The following is a 17,344-nucleotide window of genomic DNA, read 5'->3' as shown; positions in this document are numbered from 1 at the left end:
CCTCAGTGGTAGGGCCAGCGCCGGCCCGCACCACGACTCCACACACCTGAACCAACAGGAGAAGCAGTGAAGCGCAGCAAGGCACTCCGCGCCGCGGACGCCAAGATCGACCGGGAGCGCAACTACGCCCCCCTCGAGGCCGTCCGTCTGGCCAAGGACACCGCCGCCACCAAGTTCGACGGCACCGTCGAGGTCGCCTTCCGCCTGGGCGTCGACCCGCGCAAGGCCGACCAGATGGTCCGTGGCACCGTGAACCTCCCGCACGGCACCGGTAAGACCGCCCGGGTCCTGGTCTTCGCGACCGGTGACCGTGCCGAGGCCGCGATCGCCGCGGGCGCCGACATCGTCGGCTCCGACGAGCTCATCGACGAGATCTCCAAGGGCCAGCGCCTGAACGAGTTCGACGCCGTTGTGGCCACCCCGGACCTCATGGGCAAGGTCGGCCGCCTCGGCCGCGTCCTCGGCCCGCGTGGTCTCATGCCGAACCCGAAGACCGGCACCGTCACCCCCGATGTCGCGAAGGCTGTCAACGACATCAAGGGCGGCAAGATCGAGTTCCGCGTCGACAAGCACTCGAACCTGCACTTCATCATCGGCAAGGTCTCCTTCGACGAGACGAAGCTGGTCGAGAACTACGCCGCGGCTCTGGAGGAGATCCTCCGTCTGAAGCCGTCCGCCGCCAAGGGCCGCTACATCAAGAAGGCGACCCTGACGACGACGATGGGCCCCGGCATCCCGCTGGACTCCAACCGCACCCGCAACCTCCTCGTCGAGGAGGACCCGGCCGCGGTCTGAGCCCATCAGGCTCGCTGAAGTGGTCAACCGGCCCCCTGCCCCTCCTCGGAGGGGCAGGGGGCCGGTTTTTCGTGCGACGCCGTCAGAGGCCTGGGTTACCGTTCAGTCGTACGACGACCAGAAGATCACAGGGGTGGGGACTCATGGGCATGACCGCATGGAAGCGCGCGGGCGTCTCGCTGACGGCGGTGGCCGTCATCGCCGGTGTCGCGGGCTGTCAGGACGGCGACGGGGGCAAGAAGGCCGCGTCCGCCCCGGCGAAGGCGAAGGCGACGGCGGAGCCGCAGCTCCAGAGCCACGAGGCCGTCACGAAGGTCATCCAGGCCGCCTACAACAAGACCTCGGACGCCAAGTCCGCGAAGATCCGCCTGACCATCACGATGCCGGCCGTCATGGACGGCGGCGGCACCATGGAGATGACCGGTGTCCAGGGCTGGAACCCCGGCGCCATGGACATCACCATGAAGGGCTCGCTGATGACGGCCGGCGACCCGGACGCCCCCGAGCAGTCGCGCATGATCATGCTCGACGACGCCATGTACATGGACGTGGGCGCCGAGCGTGCCGCCGAGATGGACGGCAAGCGCTGGATGAAGGTGGACCTCAAGGGCCAGAAGGGCCAGGACGGGCTGGGCGGCCTGCAGAGCGGCCTGAACCAGGACCCGGCCCAGCAGCTCGCCCTGCTGCTCGAGTCCCCGAACCTCAAGCACATCGGCGCCGAGAAGATCAACGGCGTCCAGGCCCAGCACTACAAGGGCACGCTCAGCTTCGAGCAGATGATGGACGCCAACAAGGCGAAGTCCGCGACGCTCTCCAAGGAGGAGCGCGAGAAGCTCATCGCCAACGTCGAGAAGATCGGCATGAAGGGCTACGACACCGACGTCTGGGTCGACGAGGCCGGCTACCCGGTCCGCATGGTCGTCTCCATGACCACGGCCGTGGGGACCGTGCACATGAAGGGCGACTACACCGACTACGGCCCGAAGGCCGCCGTCAAGGCCCCGCCCGCCAAGGACACGTACGACCTGTCGGAGATGCTGAAGGGGCTCGGCGGGAGCTGAGCCGTACGGGCGGATTTGCTCCCCGCCGCAGCCGTCGCGTACTCTTCCACAGAAGCCAAAGACCGCTGGTCGTTGCCGGGCTCTCGCAAGAGGGTGCGGCGGCCGAAGGATTCGCTGAGATGCGAACGACCCGCGCAGGTGATCGTGGATGAGTTCCCGGATCTTTCGATTCGGTCGAGCTGAGCCCCGTGCGCCTGCGCCGGGGCGTTTCTCTTTGTTCAGCCCCTTCTGAGCGGTCCTCATCACCCGGAAGGAGGCCGACGCTCTATGGCAAGGCCCGACAAGGCTGCCGCGGTAGCCGAGCTGGAGGACAAGTTCCGCAGCTCGAACGCCGTCGTGCTGACCTCGTACACGGGGCTCACCGTGGCGCAGCTCAAGACGCTGCGTCGTTCGCTCGGTGAGAACGCCCAGTACGCCGTGGTGAAGAACACGCTGACCAAGATTGCGGCCAACCAGGCCGGGATCGCGTCGCTCGACGACCAGCTCGCTGGTTCGACCGCGGCCGCCTTCGTCACCGGTGACCCGGTGGAGTCGGCGAAGGCTCTGCGTGACTTCGCCAAGGACAACCCGAACCTCGTCATCAAGGGCGGTGTCCTTGATGGCAAGGCGCTGACCGCCGACGAGTTCAAGAAGCTTGCGGACCTCGAGTCCCGCGAGGTTCTGCTCAGCAAGCTGGCCGGCGCGTTCAAGGGCAAGCAGTCCCAGACTGCCTCGCTCCTCCAGGCGCTGCCGTCGAAGTTCGTCCGCACCGCGGAGGCGCTTCGCGTCAAGCTCGCCGAGCAGGGCGGTGCCGAGTAACTCGGCTCGCGCAATGATCGCCGCCCACTAGGGCGACGGTCGCAGCGGGCCGAACGTACGCCCGCCTACATGTACATCCGGCACCTGCCGAATTAGTGGAAGGACGCCATCATGGCGAAGCTGTCCCAGGACGACCTGCTCGCGCAGTTCGAAGAGATGACCCTCATCGAGCTCTCCGAGTTCGTGAAGGCCTTCGAGGAGAAGTTCGACGTCACCGCCGCCGCGGCCGTCGCCGCCGCCCCCGCCGGTGTCGCTGCCCCGGCCGAGGCCGAGGCCGAGCAGGACGAGTTCGACGTCATCCTCGAGGGTGCCGGCGACAAGAAGATCCAGGTCATCAAGGTCGTGCGTGAGCTCACCTCCCTGGGCCTGAAGGAGGCCAAGGACCTCGTCGACGGCACCCCGAAGCCGGTCCTCGAGAAGGTCGCCAAGGAGGCCGCGGAGAAGGCTGCCGAGTCCCTCAAGGCTGCCGGCGCCTCCGTCACGGTCAAGTAAGACCCTGCGAGTCTCCTGACTCACTCAGGCGCCTCACAGGCGCCTTCGAAGGGCGATCACCCATCCGGGTGGTCGCCCTTCGGCGTACCCGGGAAGGGCGTGGCGGGGGTCGTGCGAGCCGCAGGGAGCGGAGTATGGTGATCTTCGCCGTGCGCCCCCGCTGACCGGGGGGCCTTGACGAACCGCACGCAGCGCGCAATTCTCAGGACGCGTCGTCACAACGATCCGTATCCGAGGCATGGATCGACGGCGGAACGGGCAGTATCGAGGTGCGCCACACGGCGCGAGGTACCGCGGAGTTGAGAACAACGAGGGTCGAGAAAAACACGCCCTGGACATCAGTGGGCCAAGTGGCTACACTGACCCTTTGCGCTGCCTGTTAGCTGCCCCCTGCCCGTCACCAGGGGCATACCCTCGCGACAGCATTGTCGGCAGACCTGACCTGACCTGGGCCTATGGCCACATCAGGAATCGTCTGTCCCTGTGCGTCGCTGGGGACCGGTACGCGCGTAGTGAGTCCGAGCCCTCGGAAGGACCCCCTCTTGGCCGCCTCGCGCAACGCCTCGACCAATACGAACAACGGCGCCAGCACCGCCCCGCTGCGCATCTCCTTTGCAAAGATCAAGGAGCCCCTCGAGGTTCCGAACCTCCTCGCGCTGCAGACCGAGAGCTTTGACTGGCTGCTCGGCAATGCCGCCTGGAAGGCTCGCGTCGAGGCAGCTCTCGAGTCGGGACAGGACGTCCCCAGGAAGTCGGGTCTGGAAGAGATCTTCGAGGAGATCTCTCCGATCGAGGACTTCTCCGGGTCGATGTCGCTGACCTTCCGCGACCACCGCTTCGAGCCCCCGAAGAACTCGATCGACGAGTGCAAGGACCGTGACTTCACGTACGGCGCCCCGCTCTTCGTCACCGCCGAGTTCACCAACAACGAGACCGGCGAGATCAAGTCTCAGACGGTCTTCATGGGCGACTTCCCGCTCATGACGAACAAGGGCACCTTCGTCATCAACGGCACCGAGCGTGTCGTTGTCTCGCAGCTGGTCCGTTCGCCGGGCGTCTACTTCGACTCCTCGATCGACAAGACGTCCGACAAGGACATCTTCTCGGCCAAGATCATCCCGTCCCGGGGTGCCTGGCTGGAGATGGAGATCGACAAGCGCGACATGGTCGGTGTCCGCATCGACCGCAAGCGCAAGCAGTCCGTCACCGTCCTCCTGAAGGCGCTCGGCTGGACCACCGAGCAGATCCTGCAGGAGTTCGGCGAGTACGAGTCCATGCGCGCCACCCTGGAGAAGGACCACACCCAGGGCCAGGACGACGCGCTGCTCGACATCTACCGCAAGCTGCGTCCGGGCGAGCCGCCGACCCGCGAGGCCGCTCAGACGCTGCTCGAGAACCTCTACTTCAACCCGAAGCGCTACGACCTCGCGAAGGTCGGCCGCTACAAGGTGAACAAGAAGCTCGGCGCGGACGAGCCGCTGGACGCCGGTGTCCTGACCACCGACGACGTCATCGCCACGATCAAGTACCTCGTGAAGCTCCACGCGGGCGAGACCGAGACGATCGGCGAGTCGGGCCGGGAGATCGTCGTCGAGACCGACGACATCGACCACTTCGGCAACCGTCGTCTGCGCAACGTCGGCGAGCTCATCCAGAACCAGGTCCGTACGGGTCTGGCTCGTATGGAGCGCGTCGTGCGTGAGCGCATGACCACCCAGGACGTCGAGGCGATCACGCCGCAGACCCTGATCAACATCCGGCCGGTCGTCGCCTCCATCAAGGAGTTCTTCGGCACCAGCCAGCTGTCGCAGTTCATGGACCAGAACAACCCGCTGTCGGGTCTGACGCACAAGCGTCGTCTCTCGGCGCTGGGTCCCGGTGGTCTGTCCCGTGAGCGGGCCGGCTTCGAGGTCCGAGACGTGCACCCGTCCCACTACGGACGCATGTGCCCGATCGAGACCCCCGAAGGCCCGAACATCGGTCTGATCGGTTCGCTCGCCTCGTACGGCCGCGTCAACGCGTTCGGCTTCATCGAGACGCCGTACCGCAAGGTCGTCGACGGCCAGGTCACCGACGAGGTCGACTACATCACGGCCGACGAAGAGGACCGCTACGTCATCGCCCAGGCGAACGCGACCCTGAACGACGAGCTCCGCTTCACCGAGCCGCGCGTTCTGGTCCGCCGCCGTGGTGGCGAGGTCGACTACGTCCCGCCGACCGAGGTCGACTACATGGACGTCTCGCCGCGCCAGATGGTGTCGGTCGCGACGGCCATGATCCCCTTCCTCGAGCACGACGACGCCAACCGTGCCCTCATGGGCGCGAACATGATGCGTCAGGCGGTGCCGCTGATTAAGTCCGAGGCCCCGCTCGTCGGTACCGGCATGGAGTACCGCTGTGCCACCGACGCCGGTGACGTGCCGAAGGCCGACAAGGATGGTGTCGTCCAGGAGGTCTCGGCCGACTACATCACCGTCGCCAACGACGACGGCACGTACACCACGTACCGGATGGCCAAGTTCTCCCGCTCGAACCAGGGCACCTCGGTCAACCAGAAGGTCGTCGTCTCCGAGGGCGACCGGGTCATCGAGGGCCAGGTCCTCGCCGACGGTCCGGCCACCGAGAACGGTGAGATGGCGCTCGGCAAGAACCTGCTCGTGGCGTTCATGCCGTGGGAGGGTCACAACTACGAGGACGCGATCATCCTGTCGCAGCGCCTCGTGCAGGACGACGTCCTCTCCTCGATCCACATCGAGGAGCACGAGGTCGACGCCCGTGACACCAAGCTCGGCCCGGAGGAGATCACCCGGGACATCCCGAACGTCTCCGAGGAGGTCCTCGCCGACCTCGACGAGCGCGGCATCATCCGTATCGGTGCCGAGGTCGTCGCCGGCGACATCCTCGTCGGCAAGGTCACGCCCAAGGGTGAGACCGAGCTGACCCCGGAGGAGCGTCTGCTCCGCGCGATCTTCGGTGAGAAGGCGCGTGAGGTCCGTGACACCTCGCTGAAGGTGCCGCACGGCGAGACCGGCAAGGTCATCGGCGTCCGCGTCTTCGACCGCGAGGAGGGCGACGAGCTTCCCCCGGGCGTGAACCAGCTGGTCCGCGTCTACGTCGCCCAGAAGCGCAAGATCACCGATGGTGACAAGCTCGCCGGCCGTCACGGCAACAAGGGTGTCATCTCGAAGATCCTTCCGATCGAGGACATGCCGTTCCTCGAGGACGGAACTCCGGTCGACATCATCCTCAACCCGCTGGGTGTCCCGTCCCGAATGAACCCGGGACAGGTCCTGGAGATCCACCTCGGCTGGCTCGCCAGCCGCGGCTGGGACGTCTCGGGCCTCGCGGACGACTGGGCGCAGCGCCTGCAGGCCATCGGTGCCGACCAGGTCGCCCCGGGCACCAACGTCGCCACCCCGGTCTTCGACGGTGCGCGTGAGGACGAGCTCGCGGGTCTGCTGCAGCACACGATCCCGAACCGCGACGGCGAGCGCATGGTGCTCCCCTCCGGCAAGGCGCGTCTGTTCGACGGCCGCTCCGGTGAGCCGTTCCCGGACCCGATCTCGGTCGGGTACATGTACATCCTCAAGCTCCACCACCTGGTCGACGACAAGCTGCACGCCCGGTCGACCGGTCCGTACTCGATGATCACCCAGCAGCCGCTGGGTGGTAAGGCCCAGTTCGGTGGCCAGCGCTTCGGTGAGATGGAGGTGTGGGCGCTGGAGGCATACGGCGCCGCGTACGCCCTCCAGGAGCTGCTGACGATCAAGTCCGACGACGTGACCGGCCGCGTGAAGGTCTACGAGGCCATCGTCAAGGGCGAGAACATCCCTGAGCCCGGCATCCCCGAGTCCTTCAAGGTGCTCATCAAGGAGATGCAGTCCCTGTGCCTCAACGTGGAGGTGCTGTCCTCGGACGGCATGTCCATCGAGATGCGCGACACCGACGAGGACGTCTTCCGCGCAGCGGAGGAGCTCGGTATCGACCTGTCCCGGCGCGAGCCGAGCAGCGTCGAAGAGGTCTGACGGGAGTCCGGTACGGGGGCTCAGCAATGAGCCCCCGGCCGGCCCCAGGACCCCCGTTTCAGACCCCAAGACTTACAACCCTGAGAGGGATTGACGCATAGTGCTCGACGTCAACTTCTTCGATGAGCTCCGGATCGGTCTGGCCACCGCTGACGACATCCGTCAGTGGAGCCACGGCGAGGTCAAGAAGCCTGAGACCATCAACTACCGCACGCTCAAGCCCGAGAAGGACGGACTCTTCTGCGAGAAGATCTTCGGTCCGACCCGGGACTGGGAGTGCTACTGCGGCAAGTACAAGCGTGTCCGCTTCAAGGGCATCATCTGTGAGCGGTGTGGCGTCGAGGTCACCCGCGCCAAGGTGCGCCGTGAGCGGATGGGCCACATCGAGCTCGCCGCCCCCGTCACCCACATCTGGTACTTCAAGGGCGTCCCGTCGCGCCTCGGATACCTGCTGGACCTCGCGCCGAAGGACCTCGAGAAGGTCATCTACTTCGCCGCGTACATGATCACGTTCGTGGACGACGAGCGTCGTACGCGTGACCTGCCCTCGCTGGAGGCGCATGTCTCCGTCGAGCGTCAGCAGATCGAGAACCGTCGCGACTCCGACCTGGAGGCCCGCGCCAAGAAGCTCGAGACCGACCTGGCCGAGCTCGAGGCCGAGGGTGCCAAGGCCGACGTGCGCCGCAAGGTGCGCGAGGGCGCCGAGCGTGAGATGAAGCAGCTGCGCGACCGTGCGCAGCGCGAGATCGACCGTCTCGACGAGGTCTGGAGCCGCTTCAAGAACCTCAAGGTCCAGGACCTGGAGGGCGACGAGCTCCTCTACCGCGAGCTGCGTGACCGTTTCGGCACGTACTTCGACGGTTCGATGGGTGCCGCGGCGCTGCAGAAGCGTCTGGAGTCCTTCGACCTCGAGGAGGAGGCCGAGCGCCTCCGCGAGATCATCCGTACCGGCAAGGGCCAGAAGAAGACCCGTGCGCTCAAGCGCCTCAAGGTCGTCTCCGCGTTCCTGCAGACCGCGAACAGCCCCAAGGGCATGGTTCTCGACTGCGTGCCGGTCATCCCGCCGGACCTGCGTCCGATGGTGCAGCTGGACGGTGGCCGCTTCGCGACCTCCGACCTGAACGACCTGTACCGCCGTGTGATCAACCGCAACAACCGTCTGAAGCGTCTGCTCGACCTCGGTGCCCCCGAGATCATCGTGAACAACGAGAAGCGGATGCTCCAGGAGGCGGTCGACGCCCTCTTCGACAACGGCCGTCGTGGTCGCCCGGTCACGGGCCCCGGCAACCGTCCGCTGAAGTCCCTCAGCGACATGCTGAAGGGTAAGCAGGGTCGATTCCGTCAGAACCTGCTCGGTAAGCGTGTGGACTACTCCGCGCGTTCCGTCATCGTCGTCGGTCCGCAGCTGAAGCTGCACCAGTGCGGTCTGCCCAAGGCCATGGCGCTGGAGCTCTTCAAGCCGTTCGTGATGAAGCGCCTGGTCGACCTGAACCACGCGCAGAACATCAAGAGCGCCAAGCGGATGGTCGAGCGCGGCCGCACGGTCGTGTACGACGTCCTCGAAGAGGTCATCGCCGAGCACCCGGTTCTGCTGAACCGTGCGCCCACGCTGCACCGCCTCGGCATCCAGGCCTTCGAGCCCCAGCTGGTCGAGGGCAAGGCCATCCAGATCCACCCGCTCGTCTGCACCGCGTTCAACGCGGACTTCGACGGTGACCAGATGGCCGTCCACCTGCCGCTCTCCGCGGAGGCGCAGGCCGAGGCCCGCATCCTGATGCTGTCCTCGAACAACATCCTCAAGCCGGCCGACGGCCGTCCGGTCACGATGCCGACCCAGGACATGGTCCTCGGTCTGTTCTTCCTGACCACCGACGGTGAGCTCCGTGACACCAAGGGCGAGGGCCGCGCGTTCGGCTCCACGGCCGAGGCGATCATGGCGTTCGACGCCGGCGAGCTCGCGCTGCAGTCGCAGATCGACATCCGCTTCCCGATCGGCACCGTTCCGCCGCGCGGCTGGGTTCCCCCGGTCGCCGAGGAGGGCGAGCCGGAGTGGCAGCAGGGTGACTCGTTCCGCCTGCGTACGTCGCTGGGCCGTGCGCTCTTCAACGAGCTGCTGCCCGAGGACTACCCGTTCGTCGACTACTCGGTCGGCAAGAAGCAGCTCTCCGAGATCGTCAACGACCTCGCCGAGCGCTACCCCAAGGTCATCGTGGCGGCGACGCTCGACAACCTGAAGGCGGCGGGCTTCTACTGGGCGACCCGTTCCGGCGTCACCGTGGCCATCTCGGACGTTGTCGTCCCGGAGGCCAAGAAGGCGATCGTCAAGGGCTGGGAAGAGCAGGACGAGAAGGTCCAGAAGCAGTACGAGCGCGGTCTCATCACCAAGGAAGAGCGCACTCAGGAGCTCATCAACATCTGGACCAAGGCGACCAACGAGGTTGCCGAGGCGATGAATGAGAACTTCCCCAAGACGAACCCCATCTTCATGATGGTTGACTCGGGTGCCCGAGGAAACATGATGCAGATGCGTCAGATCGCCGGTATGCGTGGTCTGGTGTCGAACGCCAAGAACGAGACGATTCCCCGTCCTATCAAGGCGTCCTTCCGTGAGGGTCTCTCCGTCCTCGAGTACTTCATCTCGACGCACGGTGCCCGTAAGGGTCTTGCCGACACCGCCCTGCGTACCGCCGACTCGGGTTACCTGACCCGTCGTCTGGTGGACGTCTCGCAGGACGTGATCATCCGCGAGGAGGACTGTGGCACCGAGCGCGGTCTGAAGCTGCGGATCGCCGAGAAGGGTGCCGACGGCATCCTGCGGAAGACGGACGACGTCGAGACCTCCGTGTACGCGCGGATGCTCGCCGAGGACGTCGTCGTGGACGGCAAGGTCATCGCGCCGGCCAACGTCGACCTGGGTGACGTGCTCATCGACGCTCTCGTGGGCGCCGGCGTGGAGGAGGTCAAGACCCGCTCGGTCCTGACCTGTGAGTCCGCCGTCGGTACCTGTGCCTTCTGCTACGGCCGTTCGCTGGCCACCGGCAAGCTGGTCGACATCGGTGAGGCGGTCGGCATCATCGCCGCCCAGTCCATCGGTGAGCCCGGTACCCAGCTGACGATGCGTACCTTCCACACCGGTGGTGTGGCCGGTGACGACATCACCCAGGGTCTGCCCCGTGTTGTCGAGCTCTTCGAGGCCCGTCAGCCCAAGGGTGTCGCCCCGATCTCGGAGGCGGCCGGCCGCGTCCGTATCGAGGAGACCGAGAAGACCAAGAAGATCGTCGTCACCCCGGACGACGGCAGCGACGAGACGGCGTTCCCGATCTCGAAGCGTGCCCGTCTGCTGGTGGGCGAGGGCGACCACGTCGAGGTGGGCCAGAAGCTCACCGTGGGTGCCACCAACCCGCACGACGTGCTGCGGATCCTCGGTCAGCGCGCGGTCCAGGTCCACCTGGTCGGCGAAGTCCAGAAGGTCTACAACTCGCAGGGTGTGTCGATCCACGACAAGCACATCGAGATCATCATCCGGCAGATGCTGCGCCGTGTGACGATCATCGAGTCCGGCGACGCGGAGCTGCTGCCGGGCGAGCTCGTCGAGCGCTCGAAGTTCGAGACCGAGAACCGTCGTGTGGTCACCGAGGGCGGTCACCCCGCCTCCGGCCGTCCGCAGCTGATGGGTATCACCAAGGCCTCGCTGGCGACGGAGTCCTGGCTGTCGGCCGCCTCCTTCCAGGAGACGACCCGAGTCCTGACGGATGCGGCGATCAACGCCAAGTCCGACAGCCTCATCGGCCTCAAGGAGAACGTCATCATCGGTAAGCTCATCCCGGCCGGTACGGGTCTGTCCCGCTACCGCAACATCCGGGTGGAGCCGACCGAGGAGGCCAAGGCCGCGATGTACTCGGCCGTCGGCTACGACGACATCGACTACTCGCCGTTCGGCACCGGCTCCGGCCAGGCCGTTCCGCTGGAGGACTACGACTACGGTCCGTACAACCAGTAAGTAGTGCGAACCGAAGGGCGGCACCCCGACACCGGGGTGCCGCCCTTCGGCATGTTCGAAACGGGAGGACTAGCGGCCGGCCAGCTCCCAGACCGCGAGCATCAGGCCGGCGCTCGCCGTCAGCGCGGCGATGCTGGTGAGCGGCCAGCGGGAGCGCTCCAGAGCGTCCAGCCGCGACTCCATGTCGGCGAGCTGCTTGTCGGTCTGGTCACTGCGCTGCACGAGCAGCGCCAGCGAGCCGTCGACGCGGGCGAACCCGGCCTCCAGCGTGCCGCGCAGCCGCTCCAGTTCGACGGCGACGGTGACCGGGTCGTGCTGTTCAGGCTCGGTCATCGGCCGCCCCCGGGGTGGTGCGCAGCCAGCCGGGGAGCAGGTTCTGGACGGCCGGGACCGCCATCACCCGGGTGAGGGCGCCGGCGGCGGCGAGCGCTCCGGCGACCCAGGGGAGGGTGGCCGGGAGGCCGGAGGCGTCGACGACCGCGGGGAGGACGACGGCGAGCGCGACCGCGGACTGCAGGACGGTACGAGCCGTGCGTCTGGCGGTTTCGGACATGGGGTGCTCCTTACTTGGTGTACGGGACCTTGAGCGCGTTCCAGGACATGGCGCCCGGCCAGCCGTCGGCGTCGGAGCCGCTGAAGCCGAGCTTGCGCTGCCACTTCGCGTAGCTGCGCCGGTCGGCCTCGCTCCAGCGGGGGGACGGGCCCGTGGTGTACGCGGAGCAGCCCTCGGCGACGAGGCGGCGGCCCATCGCGGTGACGATCGGGGAGCTCGGGTTCGTCTTGAAGAACGAGGTGCCGGGGAACGGCTGGTAGCGCGGGGCGGCCGGTTTCTGCGCGGCCGGCTGCTGCTTGGCGGGTGAGGAGGCGAGTCGCCGCTGGACCCGGTCCCGCATGCCCGGCATGGCGAAGCCGCGCGGATCGCTCTTCCAGTCGGACCATTCGAGGTGGCCGATGACGGACTTGGCGCCCCAGCCGTGGGCGCGGCAGATCGCGGCGGACGCCCGCTCGATGGCGTCGAGCTGGGCGGCCGGCCAGGGGTCGGTGCCGTTGCCGAGGTTGACGCACTCGAAGCCGTAGAAGCGGGTGTTTCCGTCGACGGCGCCGGCGCTGCCCTGGTGCTCGTGCGGGGCCGGCGGCCGGTCCCCGTAGGTCTCGGTGATCACGGCCTGGAGGACGGAGGGGTCGCCGCCGCCCGCGTGGTTGGCGCGGCCGTTGCCCACGAGATGGACCGTGCCGTCCTTGGCGATCACACCGTGGCACAGCGGGCCGGGCAGGCCGTCGTAGCCGTTGTAGCAGAGCTCGACGGACGAGGCGGTGCCGCTGGAGACGGTGTGGTGGATCATCACGCCGTTCACCGGACCCCAGGGGCCGGCCTGGTTGCGGTTGTGGGTCCGCCAGCCGTCGTGCTCGACGACGGTGACGCCCTCGGCGCGCAGGGCGGCGAGGAGCTGATCGGCGGTGAGGGGAGTGGCCATGGTGTCCTCCAGGTGTGCGGGGGAATGAAAAACGCCCGCACGGGGGCGGGCGTATCGGGTGGGGCGCGGTGCTTACGGCGTCGGCGCGGGGCTGGGTTCCGGCGCGGGTTCCGGCGCCGGCTCCGGCTCCGGCTCGGGTGCCGGTGCCGGTGCCGGTGCGGGGGCAGGCGCGGGGGCGGGTTCCCAGGTCGCGCAGAGGGCGGCGTAGGCGGCGCGGCGGGTCTCGAAGTCGGTGAGCGCAGCGGCGACGGCGCTCTGGACGGCGGTCGGGTCGGGGGCGACGGGGGCGCCGTCCTGGCCGTTGACGACCACCGTGGCGTAGCCGCGCAGGGTGGTGTCCCCGATGCCGCTCTTGCTGGTCTGGGCGGTGACGTACACCGACGGGTACTGGCCGGTGACCGGGTCTCGCTCCAGCGTGTTGCCGAGCGTGTTGTCGTACACGCGGACGTCGAGGGTGTGGCTGCCCTCGGTGACGACGGCGCGGCCCGCGTAGTCGATGGCAACGCCCCAGGGCTGTGCGGGGTCGATGATCATGGTGTGCTCCTCGGCGTCAGGTCTGGGTGCCGTAGATCAGGACGGGCTGGGCGTAGACGGTCCCGCCGCCGGCCATGGCCTGGATCTCGATCAGCATGGTCTGGCCGAACCTGGTCTTCATGTCGCCGGGGATCAGGCCGGTGTGGTCGTAGGTCGTGCCGGCCGTGACCGCGGGGCCGAACTGCTGGCCGTCGACCAGTACCTTCACCTGACCGGTGGCGCCGCTGGACACGGCCGTGTTCACGGACAGCCGCAGCTTCGGCTGCCAGATGGGGTTGAAGGACCTGGCGACGGTGGTGAACGTGGCGCTGGTGGTGGACGGCCAGTGGGCCTTGTCGACGTTCATCGGCGGCATCAGCTGCAGCCAGGGCCGGGCGAGACCGCCGGTCATGATGTCGTCCGCGAAGATCTCGTGGCCGTAGCCGTCGAAGATCCGGAACAGCGGCCGGTTGATGGTGACGCTGCCGGTCTGTGCGGGCGGGCGGATCTCGCTGACCGCCGGCCGGGTGTTCACGGCCGTGGACAGGGCCTTGAGCCGGCGTTCCATCTGGTTGAGCCGGTCGATGATGTCCTCGGGCAGCTGGGGCATCAGGCCTCCTCAAGGTAGAGCTCGGCGGTGTCGGGGCGGCCGCGCTCCGGGGGGGTGACCTTGACGCCGATGATGCGGTAGCGGGCGTCGAGGCCCTCGGAGTACCACTCGTCCGTGATCCGGATGCGGGCGATGCGGCCGATGAGCGCAGGTGGGACGACCCCGCCGAGGTGGATGCTGATCGAGGGGATCACGACGGCGCCCCGGGCCTCGGCGAGTTCCCGCTTGGCCAGCGAGTCGAGGGTGAGCGTGTCGGTGACCTCGTTGTGGTCGGAGGACAGGTCGATCAGCGGCCAGCCGTCCGCGAGCAGATCGCTGGCGACCTGCTGGGTCGAGTGGATCGGCCGGGACTCGGTACCGGCGTTGGAGTTCGTCGACGCCCCACGGGCCAGCGCGGTGGTGCCGCCGCGGGTCGCGTCGTACGGGAAGGAGTACGACAGGATGACGCCGGGCCGGTCGAAGAGCAGGTCGGTGGCACCGTTGACGATCTTGGGCCAGCCGAGCCGGAGCTGCCTGACCCGCTTGCCGTCGGTCGGGTCGCGGTAGACGAGGATCTGCTGCTCGAAGCCGTTCTCCAGTGAGGCCAGCTGGTCGAGCGCCTCCAGGTAGACGGTCTCGTCGCCGTTGCGCCAGGAGGCCGTCCGAAGGACCTCCGACGTCTCCGTGCCGTAGGTGATCCCGAGCCGGCGCGGCTGCTTCCCCTCCGGCAGGGGCACCGTGGGGTCGTCCTGGACATCGAGTTCCTGCCACAGCCGCCGTGCGATCTCCAGCTGGTCGGTCGGGGTCGTGAAGGGGATGTCGGTACGGATGCGGCGGCGGCTCGCGTACGAGTCGAAGGTGGCGGCCTGGACGCCGAGGGTCAGCACCCCGCGCCCGCTGGACTGCAGGGTGGCGGTCCACACGATGCCGCCCCACCACAGGTCGCCGCCGCGCTCCAGGTAGACCGCGGTGCGGCCCTCCTGGACCTTCTTGACCCGGTCGGCGATGTCCTTGTTGGGGATGGGGATGGTGCCGGAGAGCGAGCCGGCCTTGCCGATGTAGTCGTCGAAGGAGACGTCCCGCAGGGGCAGGATGTCGAGGGTCTGGTCGGTGATCAGGTCGCAGAAGATCGCCCGGTAGGGCGTTTCGAGTGCCATGGCGGGCCCCCTTACAGGACGTAGGTGGCGGAGACCCACACGGTCCGGCCGTTGGGGATGGTCGTGTTGGAGCTCCAGTTGCGCAGCGTGACCTGCGAGCTGGTGGCCGCGATCGTGGCGGCCCCGGAGCCGTCGATGTCGGAGGCCGTCGTCTCGAACGACATGGCCGGAGACCAGCCGGCCGGCAGGGCGCCCAGGGGCGTGTCGGGGATGCGGCCGTCGGCGCCCACGGTGATCGTCCCGCCGGTGCGGGTGACACCGAAGCGCACCATGACGACGCCGGCGCGGGTACGCCGGGCGGAGAAGGACGGGCTGCCCCAGCCGGTGGCCGCGGTCGCGCCGTTGCTCGCGACCTCGATGTCGTACGGCGGGTGGTAGTTCACCCACGCGGTTCCGTTCCAACGCTGGAGCGTGCCGGCGGCGTCGCGGAACTGCCCGACGTAACCGCCGGCGGACACCGTGCCGCTGGGCGCGATGCCGCCGATCTCCTTCGGGTACGCGACCCAGGCGGTGCCGTCCCAGCGCTGCAGGAAGTGGGCGTTGTCGTTGTCCTGGTACTGGCCCGGGTAACTGCCGGGTACCGCCCCGTTGTTGTAGACGGGCAGGATGCCGCCGACGCCCGCGGTCGTGACCCGCAGGTCGGAGACGGTCCCCGACGTGGTCCAGGGAATGCCCCCGGTGCCGGCGGAGGCCACGGCGGGGACCCTGACCGAGAACAGCGTGAGGGAGAGAGGCGGCGCGACCGGCGGTTCAGGGACGGCCTTCGCCTCTCCCTGGACGATCTCGATCGTGGCCTCGCTCTTCTGCGAGCCGTCGAACTGATCGTCGTGGACGCGCAGGACGACGAGGTCGATGCGCGGATGGAGCGGGTTGCCGTCGGCGAAGGTGAGGACGGTGTCCGTGTCGAGTGTGACGTGGTACGGGCCCTGCGCGACCGGGCCCTGGATGACGGCCCGGCCGTGGAAGAGGGTGGCGGTCATCGGCCCGTTGCCGCTCATCCACAGGCCGCCGACGCGGAACTTGCCGTCGTACGTGCCGGGCACGATGCCGGAGCGGGCGCTGAGGGGCCCGGCGGGGGTGGTCGCTCCTATGTCGGTGTGACGGGTGCCGAGGCGGGTCTGCCCGGTGGGGGACAGCCAGCCGCTGCGAAGGGCCATGGTGGGTCTCCTGGGGGGTCGGTCGGGTTACGCCTGCAGGTCGACGCGGATGAAGGAGTTGTCGAACCAGGCCTTCAGGCCCGCGTCGCTGGACCGGTAGTAGGCGGTGAGGGTGTAGCTCGCGCCCGCGGTCAGGTTGGAGAGGCGCTGCGTGGTCGCGGCGGAGAAACCGTCCACGTGCTCGGTCGGCCGCGCTGCCTTCACGGACAGCTCGTCATCCAACTCGCGCACCACGGTGGAGCCCTGGGTGAGGCGCACGCCCATCCAGCCCGTGCCCTTGATGCCCGCCGTGCCGGAGGCGACGTGCAGCTCGATGCGCGAGCCGAAGGTCAGCAGGACGGCTCTGGACGGCGGCGCGGTGAAGGTGAGCTTCAGTGGGTTGGCCGTCCGCTCGACCAGCGTGTCCACGTACGTCGTGGCCGTGGTGTACCCCGCGTCCAGCGAGTCGGCGAAGAGCGGCCCCGGTACCGCCGGCGCCCATGCCGTGCCGTTCCACCGCTGGAGCTGGCCGCCGGTGCTGTCCCGGTACTGACCGATGTAGCTGGCCGCGGTGGTGGAGAAGGAGTTCGGGACGATGCCGCCGACGGCCGCGGGGTACGAGACCCACTTGCCGCCGTCCCAGCGCTGGAACTGGCCGTCCGCGGTGTCCTGGTACTGGCCGGGGTACGCACCCTGGGCCACCGGACCCTCGACGGGCATGATGCCGCCGACGGCCACGACCGGGGTACGCAGGTCCTTGAGCGCGGTGGCCCACGGGATGCCGCCGTTGCCCGCGCTGACGCCGGCAGGCACGGTCACCTCGTACAGCGGGAGGCTGCGCGGGGGGACCGGCATCGCCTTCGGCGTCTGCTCGGCCACGCCCTCGATGACCTCGATCACGGCCTCGTTGCGCTGGCCCTCGTAGAGCCGGTCGTAGATCCGCAGGACGACGAGGTCGACCCGGCCGTACTGGGAGTTGCCCGGGGCGAAGGTGACGGTCTCGGAGGTCGGCAGGGTCACCGGGTAGACGCCCTGGGAGATCTCGCCCTGGATGACCGCCCGCCCCTCGGAGACGGTCGCCGACATGGCGGAGGCGTTCGTCATCCAGAAGCCGGAAAGCCGGTACTGGCCGGTGTAGGAGCCCGGCAGGATGCCGGAGCGGACCTGGACGGGGTTGAGCATGGTGGTGGCGCCGGTCTGGGTGAGCCGGGTGTCCTCCCGGGTCTGGCCGGTCTCGGCGACCCAGCTGCTGCGCAGGTTCATGGGGTTCTCCAATCGGGGAAGGGGCGGCGTCAGGACGTCG

General features: G+C 68.2%; 14 protein-coding genes. 6 read left to right on the top strand and 8 right to left on the bottom strand.

Annotation, left to right across the window (positions count from 1 at the left end):
• Nucleotides 1-66 precede the first annotated feature (66 nt).
• The 6 genes from rplA (at nucleotide 67) to ACZ561_RS17050 (ending at nucleotide 11,171) form a co-directional block, all read left to right on the top strand.
• Entirely contained in the window at nucleotides 67-795 is a 729-nt protein-coding gene (gene rplA, locus ACZ561_RS17075; RefSeq protein WP_361445285.1) for a 50S ribosomal protein L1, read from the top strand.
• A gap of 149 nt (nucleotides 796-944) precedes the next feature.
• Nucleotides 945-1,856, top strand: a complete 912-nt coding sequence (locus ACZ561_RS17070) for an SCO4651 family lipoprotein (protein ID WP_470995287.1) — start codon at nucleotides 945-947, stop codon at nucleotides 1,854-1,856.
• Between the two features lie 267 nt (nucleotides 1,857-2,123).
• Nucleotides 2,124-2,654, top strand: coding sequence for a 50S ribosomal protein L10 (gene rplJ, locus ACZ561_RS17065; protein WP_362362192.1), 531 nt, complete (start codon nucleotides 2,124-2,126; stop codon nucleotides 2,652-2,654).
• 111 nt (nucleotides 2,655-2,765) lie between these two features.
• Nucleotides 2,766-3,146 (top strand): 50S ribosomal protein L7/L12, encoded by a 381-nt coding sequence (gene rplL, locus ACZ561_RS17060; protein WP_361667501.1) that lies wholly within the window; start codon nucleotides 2,766-2,768, stop codon nucleotides 3,144-3,146.
• 542 nt (nucleotides 3,147-3,688) lie between these two features.
• Nucleotides 3,689-7,171, top strand: coding sequence for a DNA-directed RNA polymerase subunit beta (rpoB, locus tag ACZ561_RS17055; protein ID WP_470995284.1), 3,483 nt, complete (start codon nucleotides 3,689-3,691; stop codon nucleotides 7,169-7,171).
• Between the two features lie 100 nt (nucleotides 7,172-7,271).
• A complete protein-coding gene (locus ACZ561_RS17050) occupies nucleotides 7,272-11,171 on the top strand; it encodes a DNA-directed RNA polymerase subunit beta' (RefSeq protein WP_376433632.1) in 3,900 nt (1,299 codons plus the stop codon).
• A 69-nt stretch (nucleotides 11,172-11,240) separates the two neighbouring features.
• On the opposite strand, the gene ACZ561_RS17045 is transcribed toward ACZ561_RS17050, so the two are convergent.
• From ACZ561_RS17045 to ACZ561_RS17010, 8 genes are all read right to left on the bottom strand, one after another.
• The gene (locus ACZ561_RS17045) at nucleotides 11,241-11,504 is read right to left on the bottom strand and encodes a hypothetical protein (protein WP_329117214.1); all 264 of its coding nucleotides are present in this window, start codon (nucleotides 11,502-11,504) and stop codon (nucleotides 11,241-11,243) included.
• Nucleotides 11,491-11,724 (bottom strand): hypothetical protein, encoded by a 234-nt coding sequence (locus ACZ561_RS17040; RefSeq protein WP_470995280.1) that lies wholly within the window; start codon nucleotides 11,722-11,724, stop codon nucleotides 11,491-11,493. Before ACZ561_RS17040 ends, ACZ561_RS17045 begins: the two co-directional genes overlap by 14 nt.
• A gap of 10 nt (nucleotides 11,725-11,734) precedes the next feature.
• Nucleotides 11,735-12,646: a peptidoglycan-binding protein gene (locus tag ACZ561_RS17035; protein WP_470995278.1), complete on the bottom strand. Its 912-nt coding sequence runs from the start codon at nucleotides 12,644-12,646 to the stop codon at nucleotides 11,735-11,737.
• 72 nt (nucleotides 12,647-12,718) lie between these two features.
• Nucleotides 12,719-13,180, bottom strand: a complete 462-nt coding sequence (locus ACZ561_RS17030) for an ATP-binding protein (RefSeq protein ID WP_470995275.1) — start codon at nucleotides 13,178-13,180, stop codon at nucleotides 12,719-12,721.
• 16 nt (nucleotides 13,181-13,196) lie between these two features.
• Nucleotides 13,197-13,769 (bottom strand): hypothetical protein, encoded by a 573-nt coding sequence (locus ACZ561_RS17025; protein ID WP_470995273.1) that lies wholly within the window; start codon nucleotides 13,767-13,769, stop codon nucleotides 13,197-13,199.
• Nucleotides 13,769-14,905, bottom strand: coding sequence for a hypothetical protein (locus tag ACZ561_RS17020; protein ID WP_470995270.1), 1,137 nt, complete (start codon nucleotides 14,903-14,905; stop codon nucleotides 13,769-13,771). The genes ACZ561_RS17025 and ACZ561_RS17020 overlap by 1 nt, the downstream gene beginning before the upstream one ends.
• 11 nt (nucleotides 14,906-14,916) lie before the next feature.
• Nucleotides 14,917-16,062, bottom strand: a complete 1,146-nt coding sequence (locus ACZ561_RS17015; protein ID WP_470995268.1) for a hypothetical protein — start codon at nucleotides 16,060-16,062, stop codon at nucleotides 14,917-14,919.
• 27 nt (nucleotides 16,063-16,089) lie between these two features.
• A complete protein-coding gene (locus ACZ561_RS17010) occupies nucleotides 16,090-17,304 on the bottom strand; it encodes a hypothetical protein (RefSeq protein ID WP_470995266.1) in 1,215 nt (404 codons plus the stop codon).
• Nucleotides 17,305-17,344: the final 40 nt, after the last annotated feature.

The organism is Streptomyces sp. NPDC039609, assembly GCF_055596705.1.
The sequence above is the reverse complement of the archived record's forward strand: the minus strand, read 5'-3'. Positions and strand labels throughout refer to the sequence as shown.

Excerpts from the sequence above, each read along its gene's own strand:
- ACZ561_RS17070 (WP_470995287.1), top strand. The coding sequence starts at position 945 with ATGACCGCATGGAAGCGCGCGGGCGTCTCGCTGACGGCGGTGGCCGTC.
- rplJ (WP_362362192.1), top strand. The coding sequence starts at position 2,124 with ATGGCAAGGCCCGACAAGGCTGCCGCGGTAGCCGAGCTGGAGGACAAG.
- rplL (WP_361667501.1), top strand. The coding sequence starts at position 2,766 with ATGGCGAAGCTGTCCCAGGACGACCTGCTCGCGCAGTTCGAAGAGATG.
- ACZ561_RS17045 (WP_329117214.1), bottom strand. The coding sequence starts at position 11,504 with ATGACCGAGCCTGAACAGCACGACCCGGTCACCGTCGCCGTCGAACTG.
- ACZ561_RS17040 (WP_470995280.1), bottom strand. The coding sequence starts at position 11,724 with ATGTCCGAAACCGCCAGACGCACGGCTCGTACCGTCCTGCAGTCCGCG.
- ACZ561_RS17035 (WP_470995278.1), bottom strand. The coding sequence starts at position 12,646 with ATGGCCACTCCCCTCACCGCCGATCAGCTCCTCGCCGCCCTGCGCGCC.
- ACZ561_RS17030 (WP_470995275.1), bottom strand. The coding sequence starts at position 13,180 with ATGATCATCGACCCCGCACAGCCCTGGGGCGTTGCCATCGACTACGCG.
- ACZ561_RS17025 (WP_470995273.1), bottom strand. The coding sequence starts at position 13,769 with ATGCCCCAGCTGCCCGAGGACATCATCGACCGGCTCAACCAGATGGAA.
- ACZ561_RS17020 (WP_470995270.1), bottom strand. The coding sequence starts at position 14,905 with ATGGCACTCGAAACGCCCTACCGGGCGATCTTCTGCGACCTGATCACC.
- ACZ561_RS17015 (WP_470995268.1), bottom strand. The coding sequence starts at position 16,062 with ATGGCCCTTCGCAGCGGCTGGCTGTCCCCCACCGGGCAGACCCGCCTC.
- ACZ561_RS17010 (WP_470995266.1), bottom strand. The coding sequence starts at position 17,304 with ATGAACCTGCGCAGCAGCTGGGTCGCCGAGACCGGCCAGACCCGGGAG.